The organism is Methanosarcina subterranea (assembly GCF_055385895.1).
The window spans coordinates 1053897-1065952 of record NZ_AP042426.1 but is presented as its reverse complement, the minus strand read 5'-3'; the positions used below and the strand labels follow the sequence as shown (position 1 = coordinate 1065952).

Sequence of the window (12056 nt, the reverse complement as noted above, 5' to 3'; positions counted from 1 at the left end):
TCCAATTGCTACACAAAGCAAAAAAAGAAAAAGAACATTTCAGCCTGAACTGGCTGAAAAGTTACTTGCTTTAGAGTTTATTTGTTCTTTTTTCCGGGTCCGGAATCGTCTTCACCGGGTTCAGAATCATCTTCACCGGGTTCAGAATCGTCTTCACCGGGTTCGGAATCATCTTCATCCGGATTTACTATTTCATCTGGATTTACGATTTCATCCGGGTTTACGATTTCATCCGGGTTCAATGGATCTACCGGGTTGTCTGAGTTGTTATCCGGGTTTACTATTCCTTCAGGGTAGAAATCTACGCTCTCAACGGAAGCGTAGGTACCACATTCCTTCATGAAGATCCAGTATCCCTGTCCTGGGACCATAAGACCCTCTGACTTAAGCACGCCAACTGGGCATGGAGTGTCTTCTTCTGCACCGACCAGGTCTAAGACTCCAAGAGAGATTGTACCGCCCCAACCTTCATTGTGAGAATACGTGATGAGGTTGGAGAACTTATACTCTAAACCCAGAAGACCCTGCAATGAACCCAGAGTCTGATACCATTGCACAGGCAGCGTGGAAGTGTGCCCTATCATCTGCCACCCGGGAGCAAGGTCAAGACAGGCAGGTACATCAGGACTTGTGCTGTCAATTGACATTGGCTTGAACTTTACATTGCTCACGCCAGCTTCCGGTGTGTAAACCCAGTAACCCTTACATGGTTCGATAGTCTTCGGGAATTCCCAGCAGCTGCCGTCCCAGTAAAGTACTGTGCTGCATTCTCCAAAGACCGAGCATGTGTCAGCATTGAATTTAGCAGGAGTCTTAGGCACGGATTTCAGATTCCAGCCTGCATCAAGAGTGATGGTCATGTCCTCATATGTCTTGACAGGCCCGCATACGGCAAAGCAATTATCATAGTTGCCAGCCCTGTCCAGAGCAATAACAGCAACCCAGTAGTCCTTACCGTAGACGAGAGGCTTCCCGTCATACTCTCCAATGTTCATAAACATGCATTTTTCATCATCAAATATGATGCTTACAGGTACTGCCAGTTTCATATCCTTGAGGCTTGAAGGCTCGCAATCGCTGATGAAAACCATATATGGTGCAAAGTCGTCAAGGTCTTTTTCAGTGTTTTTGTCCCATCGAACATACAGCCCTGGCTCATCATAGGTATAGTACCAGTTAGTATCACCCAGTGCATCAATAACGCTTAGGTTTGCCACAGGAGCCGGAGCCTTAGTATCAACAGAGATATAAAACGGTTCAGGTTCATAGACGGTGTCTGCACAGTCGGTAATGCGTACGGTCCATGGTATATCCACTCCTTCATCCACCGTTGCATCCACAGAATACTCATTAACAATATCTTCGCCAACAATGAACGTGCCGTTCTTTACCTTTGTGCCATTAACGAGCAGTTCGTAATCAAAAGGCAGCCCTGCTCCTCCTGAAACACTGAAGTTAAACTGCAGGTTTGCAGGAACGAACCCACCGTTCGGGGAAATGAGCTGGACATCAAGCCCATTACAGTTTACATAGAGATCCCGGACTTGACTTGTACAGCTGTTTCCGGCTTTATCCTCGACTAAAACGGACCAGTTATGAGCTCCATCCTCGAGGCCAGCTACTGGGATTTCCTCATAATCTCCTGAAATCATATACCCAGAACAACCTTCAACAGGTTCTCCATCAATGCACAGCTCATAATACAGTTCCAGGTCATAGCCTGCGCATAGAGTGTCCTGAGCGGTGAAATTGAATTCAAGGAGGCCCGTTGTGTCAACGAAGCAGTCTACCGGGGAAACAAGGGTTACACTTGGGGCCTTAGTGTCAACATACAGGTCAATGGGTTCACTGGTACACATATTCCCTGCATCATCCATGAGTCTAACTTCCCAATAGTAATAGCCGTCAGCCAGTTCAGGCTCAAACTTTACATATCCGTTAGAACTTACAATCCCTGTTTTCTTCTCGGTATTGTTGATATAGATGGCATAGGCAATTGTATTGTCCAGTTTATCGAAAGCACTGAATTCGAAAGTCACACACTTTGTATTGACATATTCGGAGCTCGGTTGAATTCTCTTGAATTTCGGAGCTTCATTGTCAATTACAAAGGCATGAGCATCAGTTTTATAAAAAAATGGTACTTCACTTTCGATAGCGTCAAATGCAAATACTGTCACGTCCACTGCATCATTTACTCCACCTTCAACGGTATAATTACAGCACCAGACAGTGTCACTTACCTTATTTGTTTCATCGAATAATAGAGGGACTCCCCCAGCCTCACCCGTTAACTCCGCAAACGGGACGGGTTTATTGAAGGTTGCAGTGATCTTTACAATATCTCCCTCTTTGAAATAGCCGGCTCCACTGTAGCTGAAACTAATGCTCAGCCCAGTATCTGCTGATACAAGATCCTCATTATCTGTATCTTCAATTGCACCTGCTGTCCCTGCTAAAAGGGATATGATTAGCAGCGTACTGAATAGTATTAATTTTTGTTTCATATTCTGCACCTAGATTCCGCATATGTTCAATTTTAGTTCGATTTGACATTAAATATTATTTTTTACTAAATAATATTTTAAAGTTAGCGAGTTGTAGCAGATTCCAGTTAGTTAGAACACAATTCCATAAACAGTCTAGAAATATTGAAATTACCTGGTATTTAAAAATCAAATAAAGTAAGACTGTAGGAAATTTACAGTTTATATAGTACAAAACTGCTTTTCACCTCACCTCCAAAACTTAATTGATCTTTTAATATAATTTTTAACTAGTAGATAAGAGAGCCATCGCTTCTCCAAAACCTCTGTCGGGAAGGAGTACGGCAGCCTCTTCCTCTGGCACGGAAAGCATTGACCCCATAAATTATTCCGCAGCAGGGGAATTATGAATCAACCCCGTTTTTATACCAGTACTGACCAGTCAGCCCGGCACATCAGACATGTACTTATTAATCGTAAACAGTAAATCGCTAACAAGCAAATTACTATGAATAATAAATATTCAATATATAATATAGTACACGTCTTTATATATTATCTTGTGACGATAATATGAATTAACTTACGCAAATATTTGATATAAATCTTTCTAAAAAAAGTTAGAGATTGGATATAGACATGAATAAAAATTTATATTTAATAATAATGATTTTTTGAAAATAGAATATTTAAGAAGTAGAGTATTTTTATAAAAAACTATAAAAAAATAGCGTAAAAAGATAATTACTGGTGAGCTCATCCAAAAATTAATCTTATTAACAATAAGCGAATTTCCGGAATTTTCTCCCGAATCTGAAACTGAGTGGTCACTTAAAATCGATGAGTACTTAAAAATAGAAAATTCTGAAAACAGTTTGAGTTGAGATGAACTCTGTATTTAATGGAGTCTTCATAAGCAGCTAAAAATACTGGCTTGAAAGAATATATTATTGAATTGAAAGAGTTATATTGTCCAGTATAACAAGTATATACTCACAGATTTAAATGTGGAAAACCTAATAAACAAAAGGTATTTTTTGCAACAGGGGAGGAATTTAAAATGAAATATACCTTTCAGGACTCTACAGAACTTCCTGTCCAGAGAGATTTTATCCAGGACATTCAGGACTTCATTAAGGTTTCAAAAGAAGTGATACCTCTCGAAAAATCGATTATAAGGATAAAACAGGGAAACATACAAGAGACATCGATCTCTCAGAGTAGGCTCGAGGAGATAGACAGGTTCCAGAAGGACGTTACTGACTGTATAGAGGAACACGCGCGGGGAGTCGGATCAGAAGAGATTCTTGAAATCAAGTCCAGAACCATAGAGACCTGTGCAACCATAGCTCTATTAAAGAAGAATGAAAGACTTGATGATATTGATAGGCAAAACAGGCTGGCAATTATAGAAGTACGGCAGCTTGAAGAAAGAATACTCTCAATTCTCAGCCCTTTTTTTGAGACCAGCATTTATGGCGCCGACAACACCTATTACGCTTCAACCGAAGACAAAAGACTCAAAGGTTGGCAGGTAAGTTCGGTTAACGGCATGAGATCTGAGTTTGAACTGAGTTTTACACAGGACACACTAAAAGTCGAGGACCTTCAAAAACTTACCCTGCCTGTTAGGGCAAAAAGTGGAATTCTGTCAAGAGAAGAAAAGGTAAAAAAGCTGGATGTATCAGATTTCTATATTACAAATATCGAGTACACAAAAAACAATACAAGGACAGTTCTTGAGGATAAGGATGCAGAGAATAGATTCATAATTTCTGCAGATGACAGGACTTTTTTGATCATGTACGGAGACCATGAAATAACAGGTGATGAAAAACTGGTTCCTGCTATAGACAGAGACGCTCTCTATATGTTCATGGTAAGAATCAAAGAATTCCTCACAAGGTCCGTAGTATCCACACGGCTCAGACTGATCCTGATGGACGGCAAGAACGCTGTTGAAGAAAACATAGTGTTTGACTGCCTGAAGCTCATAGCCGGAATATATGGGACTCTTGCGAGGGAATGCATTGAAAGGGGATACACCAAAGGGGAAGTTACCATTAAGATAGAGGAGCCTGGAAGCGTCCGGACCGAAAAATATATTTCGAAATCTGAAGCTTTGAGCGAACTCTCATCCATTGGGCCCGAAGGTGGGGAACTTGCCAGTATCCTGGGATTTACTGAAGCCTGAGGAGATTCAACAGGCTATAAGCAACCCAACAGTTAGCACACAGTGAACAAGCTTGCTTTCTGGAGTGCTTCTGTATCTGAGATGTTACAGGAACTCCAGACAAGAACCAAAAGTCTGAAAGGTTCTGAAGATAGTAAATGCCTTAAAACTTATGGGAACAGTATTCTAAAATCAAAAATACATGCTGGCAGCTGCCCTGTTTGTTGAGATCTTTACTCCTGGGGACTCGCTGTCCCTTTTGCGGCCTTTCTGAATTCAAACCTCTCCCTGTTTCAGTCATTTTAATTCCTGAACCCATTGCGGGACTGATTCTTAGAGCTGGGATAAAGAGGATCTTTTAGATAAAAAGGAAGCTTCGGAATATTTTGAAATGACGCTCTGCTGACCTGCATGAAATTTCATGTTCCTTTCATGCTCTCTAAAACTCATCTTCCTTATAATCGTCCAGATTCTCAATTTCTTTATAGCTTGTTCCGTCAGGTAGAAAAGGCGCGAAAAGAATAACTGAAAAAAGGAGCAAAAACGTCCCAAGCATTCTGGGCTGCTCTTCAAAGGTAGCATAAAACATAAAAATCCCAAGCATGACCCATACAATAAAGCTCAACTGAAGAGCAATCTTCACTCTATATAAATTTTCCGTGCTCTCGCTCAAGCAAATCCCCCACGAATATCCCATTTAGAATGATTCGGGATTGAATAAATAACTGCTTATTTGAAAGATTCGGACATTTAAGATTCAGAAATTGGAGATGTTATCAGGCTAAAAAGAGAGTTTTCCCGAAAAAATCCGATTTTAAGATGAGATGTGCAAATTGCAGATATGTAAAAATCTCAGAAATAGTAGGGTTCCGGAAAACTCCGAAAAAAGAAAGGGAGAAGGAATAAATCAGGTTTAGATACTAGGTTTAAAGTACCAGATTTAGAGTATCAGGTTTAGATACTAGGTTTAAAGTACCAGATTTAGAGTGCCAGATTCAGGGTATCAGGTTAGAGTGTCAGGTTTAGGGTATTAGATTTAGACTATCACGTTTCTGCGGAGCATTAAATATCGATAAAACTGATAATCTTTTCTCCCTCACTTACCCTTCTGAGAAAGTCTTCTCTGTCAGCATAGGGGATGCCTGCAGCTATAAGATCAGCTGTTTTTCTGCCGATTCGCGGGAGTTCACGGATAAGAGCTGGGGAAGCTGCGTTGATAGGCAGAGGATAGGGAATTCCGGTAATTGAACGCATGCCGTGCGCTGTGACAGTAACGTCAGTGAATTTTCTTAAAGGAAGAGAAGCCGGAATACCTACAAGCAGAGGATAAGAGCCAAGCTGCCTTCCGAAAGTGACCCCTTTATCATGCACCTCGCACATGACGTCTCTCAGTACTGTCCCTTCCGGTACAACCCTCCGGAGCATTGGGAGGTCAATATTCTTCCGGACCTGTTCCTTATAGTCCAGAAAAAGTCTCTTGTGCTTCTTTGCAGCTTCGTCCCTGCCGTAGATTGGAGTTCCGGGAAATGCCATAACCTGGCGGATATTAATTCTGCGGAGAAGCAGCCCTGAATCAAGCACTTTCTGCAGAAAATCGTAGTTCATCTGGAAAGTCTTTTTTGTCTCACCCATCAGCCCATGTACAAAATTGATGCCAGGGAGAATTTCCGGAAGCCCGTTTGCCCCGCGAATGGCTCCCAGACTGTTTACCAGTTTGACCGCCTCAAAAACTTCTTCGGCAGTTGCCTTGAGAGAGTTTGCTGCAATTACCGCAGGGTCAGCTGTCTCCATGCCAAAGGCTGCTACATCTCCGGAGGTGTGATATTTGATAATCGTCTTCAGTATTTGCTCTGACTCTTCGGGGTATGCGGCAAGGGTTATAGGATTTGCGTTGTCCATATGGAGTACGGAAAGCTCAGGTGCAGAATTCCGGATTCCTTTATAGAGCTTTTCAAGGACCTCAGGTACAGGTTTCGGGACAGGTCCTCCTGTGTCGATCCCATGATAGGAGAAAAGGTCTGGCTGTCTTCCGACTCTGAAGTAACGGGCTCCATGGAAATAAAGTGCAGAGACTTCAGAGACAACATCCTCTACAGGTCTGTAGTCCGAAGCCCCGTAAAAGGGTTCTGTGCAGAAAGAGCAGTGAACCTGCCTGCCACAGCCCCTGTAAGTCTCAAGTTCGCACATGCAATAAGGGTAATCAGGGTGCTGCCGGATCAAAAAAGCCCCTTTAAGTCCCCAGCGTCCGATCTCGGCTGTCGTCCTGAAACGGTGGTCAATGGAATCCGGGACCTTTAGCCTGGCGGGAAAACTTTCACCGCCCCCTATTCCACCTGTTCCTTCCTTCTCAAAAAGATCGTAAACAAAAGACTCAATATCCATTTTTGCAAGTACGGCTTCTTCCAGACCGATCCCGCTTTCCATACCCTTTGCAGCCCTTCCGCCCTCGCTGCTAAACCCGAGCCTTATCGGGCCGCCTATAACTTTTACCCCATGTGCAGCCCGAAAAATAGTTTCGATCTCTCCAGGCGTGATAGGGGATGCCCGAAGATATTTTCCAGGCACAGTCATACCTGCAATAATAACCAGAAGATCTGCCTTCCCTATAAGTTCGCCAGCTCCGGATGGATTTTCCCTCAGGGTATCGATGGTCAGGTAGTAGATTTCGTTTTCGGAAAGCCCGCGCTCTCTCAAGGCTCCTGCTAGGTACCGTGGATAAGGGGAAAAGTATGGAGGAACTCCAAGGCAAGCGGGTTCGTCCACATAACCGTCTATGATGAGTGCTTTCATATCAGTTCTCGTTTCCTTTGTTTGATAATTGAAATTGGAAGCAATACAATGTGGTCGAATATAATCAGATATAGTCGGAAGTAATCGGAAATAGTCAGAGATAATCGAGATGATAGGATATAATCGGATATTAGATACAGGGTGATTGATAGATGCAGCAGGGTTCTAGAAACACAGTATAAGGCAACTGTAATAGAGCAGAGGAATAGGTTACAAAATAGGCGTCAGGAACAATATAAAGACGATCCCGCAAAAAATACAGTAAAGATAGAATAGAAGAAAATACATTTAAAATAATTACAGGGCCGGGACCGAGAATCGAACTCGGATCGTAGCCTCCACAGGGCCACAGGATAACCGCTACCCTACCCCGGCCACGGGGTCTGATACTTCAGGTTTGAAGCAACCTATAGAAGGAGTTTTTTTATATAAAGTTTTTGCCGGAAAAGCAGGAGACCCTTCTTCGAGAAGGGAGTGGTTCTGCTACCCGGCATCTAGAGCCGGTAAAAACCTGATTTTGAGAGGTTTCACGGTGGCTTCAGGCAAATATCAAATCTATTTAGATCTTTTTAAGCCTGTCAAGGGCAAGTTTTGCAGCCTTTTCTCCGGAAAGGAGCATCCCTCCAAAGACAGGTCCCATTCTTGGGGCACGGGTTGCGGCATTTGCAGCCATGCCTGCAACAATCAGCCCTGGATAAATCTCCTGCGTTGCGTCCACAGCCAGTCGCTCGCCGACCTCAGACCACATTGGCTTTTCCCCTAGCATGCCGAGTTCCCCGATCTTTGCATTAGGAATCTTCCTGAGAATCGTGTTGCAGACAACTGCATCATGTCCTGTCCCATCAATTACGAGTTTTGTGCGGATCATAAGAGGGTCCACATGCAGGCGCTGTGTTGTAACAGGTCCCCAGTTGATAACTATGCCAGTAACCCTGTCATTCTCCCTGATCATGACGTCCTCAAAGCTCACAAGGTTGAAGACCTCAGCCCCTGCCGAAGTTGCCCCTGCAATCAGCTTCCCGACGGATTCTACAGAGTTTGCCACGTAATACCCTGGCTGGTACTCTTTATATCTGATCCCGAAGTCGTCCAGGACGTGGCAGGCTTCTTCCTGCACAACTATGCGAGGGAACATCATGCCGCCAGCCCACATGCCGCCCCCGAGTGACAGCTTCTGCTCATAAATGGCAACCTTTGCCCCGGCTTCTGCTAAATATTTTGCAGCCACAAGGTTTGCAGGTCCTCCTCCTACAAGTGCCACATCGATGTCCGTGTAGTCAAGAAAGGTTTTAGAATACTCTTCAAAAATTGCCCGTGTGATTATGACTTCGTCGAGTTCCATTTTAATCTCTCATAAAGCTTATACGATTGAAAGTCAGGGGAAAAACAACCCGACTTTTTAATAAGTAAATCAGGGATTGTTAACCCTGACTGTAAGCATTGAAATTCATGTTTTGATACAGGGCATTACTTTTAAAGTTGTTGGAATTGATGGAGAAAGAGAGAAAGGATTTGAGAAGAAAGAACTTGATATATTTTGCTGATGGTACAACAGAATATACAAAAACATCTTGTGAATTATTTCATTCATACATCTGCAGATTCTTGAAGACTTAAGTTTACACAACTAAGAATTAGAAAATTGGAACAGAACTTGGGTTTTTGGTACACTGAAATTAATAAGCTGATGGTTAGAAATATTTGCAATTAATAACATCAATAAGCTTCTTGGTTCTTTCTTTTAGGAAACATAATTTTTATACTATTTTCTTTGAACTTTTGTAATATTTTATCTGGAAGTGGATTTTTTGCAAATGGATTTATCCATAAGGTAGTTATGTCATTTGGACTATTCAATAAAAGTGCAGAAACATTTGAGTAGTCAATACTTTCTTCAATATTGATAGAAACAGGGTCACCTTCTGACGTTAAGTCAAAGCCAAATGCTTTCATTATACTTCTTCTTTCGGGAGTATATAGAGTAAGGAAATATAAAGCCACGATCCCAGGATGATCTTTTGATAACTGTATGCTTTCTCCTTCAATTTTATCTGAAAATTTACATGGCTCTCGGGTATTAAACTCTATTATCTTCACTCCATTCTCTTTTTCTATTAGTGTCTCTTCTTCAGGGACTATTCGAGTTGATACTTCTATAAAAATGTCAATACCTTCTAAGTTAATTTTTATATCGCTTACCTTTCCATTTTGAACTGATGGTTCAAACTCTATATTGAATCCCATTTTTTTGAACATATATCCTATTTTTAATTCAATCAGTGTTTTTTCAAATTGGTCTTTAACTCTTAATGTTTTGAAATGTTTCATATGTTTCTTGATTTCATCTTTTAGCAATTCTAAGCAATCTTCAAACTCCTTAAGATACTCAATAGAGAAGTCGTCGTCTAAAATTAACTCTTTTATGAGTAAGTGATTATTTTCTTTTTTAATCTCAGCCTCAAACCACTCAGCAGGAAACACACTTGCAATATTAGGGTAATTGTCAATAACTTCAGAGATATTTATCACGATTATATAGAAGATATAAAGCTATTTAAACATCAGACAATTAATTTATAAAATCGACAGAAAGCAAAGACAAAGATAATTTTTTACATAGAGTAAAGTGGATCAAATTCTATTTTTACCTTAATCGAAGGCTGCATTGGTTGAGTTTGGAAGTGACACAGAACTGGTAAAAATCAAAGTTGCGCTGGCGCACCTCGCTGCAAGCAACGGGGTATGTTAGCTCCACCGCTCCAAGTTCCGTTAAAGTAGACGATAACCCTAATAAGATTTAGTTGAGCAGAAGTTAACAACCAAAAATGGAATTGATAAATCATATTATCATTAACGGTTACCGGGGAAGTTTTCCATTCCCGTAACAAGCTAGCGGGGTATTCGATTGAAATAAACATGCCGACAGAACTTGTTTATGCAAATACTTTCCGGATACTTGCAACTTTAGGTTTGCGTGGTGAGAGATTATGGGAAATTGAAACGATGTACCCCAGATTTATGAGAAGCTTGAGCAGTCATAAAGTAATTAAAGGTTGTTCCGACTAAGTTCAGCAAGTAGCCCGATACTGAAAAAATAAAAAAGAGATATCATAACTCGCTCGCGATTTCAAGAAAAGCGGGCCGTTTCTTGAATTCGGATTTCAGATCAGAAAAACGTTTTGCCCACCCGGCTTCGTTCGTCAAGACATAGATATAGATATTTTTGGCCTTTTCAAGATCTTTGACTGCAGAATGATATGTTTTTCTGTTTCCGCCCGGTATGTTTCGATAGGCTTTTTGCCAGTAATATTCGATGATTTTTTCCGGAAAATCATTTGTCAGTTTATCTGCAAACTCATCAAAGCCATTTTCATGTGATGAACTAAATCTACTGTAGGGAGGCTTTAAACTTAGAATTGATTCAAGAACTGTTTCTTTCATACCCTTGTAAAGGCAAATTCTGAGATAATCATAAAAGTCTTTTTCTTTGATTTTATCGAAGATTTCAGGCTCAATGGATTTCCAATCACATGCTTTCAGGAATTCTTTCATCCTTTTGTACTCTGCATAATATTGCTGTCTGGCAAACTTAAATGACCTTAACAGGACATCTTTTGCGTGCTCATAGTCTCCTTTTAACCTGTAATATTCAAATGACCTGTCCAGCATGTTTTTTTCTTCAGTATTGCGAGATAATGCCGTCTGCACAAGCCGTTCCAGGTTGGCTGTGTCTCCCTTTTTGGAGAAGTATTCCCACAAGAATTCAAACAACTCACTAAGCCTGCCTTCCCCCTTTAAGATACCTTCTTCTGCCGTTTCCAGGGCTTTATCCGGATCTCCCTTTTCAACATAAAATTTAACCAGGTCCCAGTAATTCATCCCATAAGTGAGAATTTGCATGCGCTCTTGCAGATAAGCTTCGTCATTGTGGAGGTATTCTCTCTGGATATTCATTATCCGTTCTTTTCTCCAATTAGAAGGATGCTCGTCAAGTTTTTTCACCAGATACTCCCATTCTTCTTTTGTCTGGCAGATCTCAAAAAAAATTTCCATGAGGCCATCTTCAAAACCTGAATTGTGGATGTTATATTCCTCAAAGGCTTCATCTAAAAATTCAAATTTTGCAGCAGTTGACAGGCTACCTTCTTCAATCAGGCCTGAAATCTTTTCAAGATAACTAAATGCTTCCTCTTCCTCTTCTTCTGGGCCACCACCTAGCTCGTTAAACTCTGAAATAATGCTTCTGGCATCTTCCCAGTACTCAAACAACAGGTTATCATTTAGGGAAACGGTATCATTATCTGTCGTAGTTTCAGGCATAGATTCCTGTTTTTCTTTGAACCATTCCATAACCAGCTGATATAATTCGGGTTTTTTAATCAGCAGGGTACTTACCAGGTCGTAAAATTCTGAGGTATTCAGGAACCGCAAGCGTTCATGTAATGAGAATCTTTCAGATTGCATGCTATTTTCTGTCACTATTAGTTTCCCACCTTTCTCGTAAGAATACATTAATCATTACATTTAAGCTTGAAATGATTATCTCTGATAATTGAGGCTGCTATAAATACCATATTGGAAATCAAGATAAGCCCATACAACCTTCA

Annotated in this window: 7 protein-coding genes and 1 tRNA gene; 1 reads left to right on the top strand and 7 read right to left on the bottom strand. The window is 41.1% G+C overall.

The features are described 5' to 3' along the window. Window positions 1-77 precede the first annotated feature (77 nt). A complete protein-coding gene (locus ACZ5A8_RS04720; RefSeq protein ID WP_464532509.1) occupies window positions 78-2507 on the bottom strand; it encodes an Ig-like domain-containing protein in 2430 nt (809 codons plus the stop codon). 1039 nt (window positions 2508-3546) lie between these two features. On the opposite strand from ACZ5A8_RS04720, the gene ACZ5A8_RS04715 reads away from it, so the two are divergent. Then, window positions 3547-4680, top strand: a complete 1134-nt coding sequence (locus ACZ5A8_RS04715; protein ID WP_464532508.1) for a hypothetical protein — start codon at window positions 3547-3549, stop codon at window positions 4678-4680. Between the two features lie 418 nt (window positions 4681-5098). On the opposite strand, the gene ACZ5A8_RS04710 is transcribed toward ACZ5A8_RS04715, so the two are convergent. The 6 genes from ACZ5A8_RS04710 to ACZ5A8_RS04685 all read right to left on the bottom strand — a co-directional run bounded on the left by ACZ5A8_RS04710 (window position 5099) and on the right by ACZ5A8_RS04685 (window position 11928). Continuing rightward, on the bottom strand, window positions 5099-5332 hold the full coding sequence (locus tag ACZ5A8_RS04710) for a hypothetical protein (protein WP_464532506.1): 234 nt from the start codon (window positions 5330-5332) through the stop codon (window positions 5099-5101). Between the two features lie 389 nt (window positions 5333-5721). After that, on the bottom strand, window positions 5722-7449 hold the full coding sequence (locus ACZ5A8_RS04705; RefSeq protein ID WP_464532505.1) for a radical SAM protein: 1728 nt from the start codon (window positions 7447-7449) through the stop codon (window positions 5722-5724). A gap of 303 nt (window positions 7450-7752) precedes the next feature. Further along, window positions 7753-7824: transfer RNA gene (locus tag ACZ5A8_RS04700), tRNA-His, on the bottom strand. Between the two features lie 184 nt (window positions 7825-8008). Further along, window positions 8009-8791 carry a sulfide-dependent adenosine diphosphate thiazole synthase gene (locus tag ACZ5A8_RS04695; protein ID WP_464532504.1) on the bottom strand — a complete coding sequence of 261 codons (783 nt, stop codon included), beginning with the start codon at window positions 8789-8791 and terminating at the stop codon, window positions 8009-8011. A 374-nt stretch (window positions 8792-9165) separates the two neighbouring features. Beyond that, the gene (locus ACZ5A8_RS04690) at window positions 9166-9978 is read right to left on the bottom strand and encodes a hypothetical protein (protein ID WP_464532502.1); all 813 of its coding nucleotides are present in this window, start codon (window positions 9976-9978) and stop codon (window positions 9166-9168) included. Window positions 9979-10557: 579 nt separating this feature from the next. Next, window positions 10558-11928, bottom strand: a complete 1371-nt coding sequence (locus ACZ5A8_RS04685) for a tetratricopeptide repeat protein (RefSeq protein ID WP_464532501.1) — start codon at window positions 11926-11928, stop codon at window positions 10558-10560. Window positions 11929-12056 lie beyond the last annotated feature (128 nt).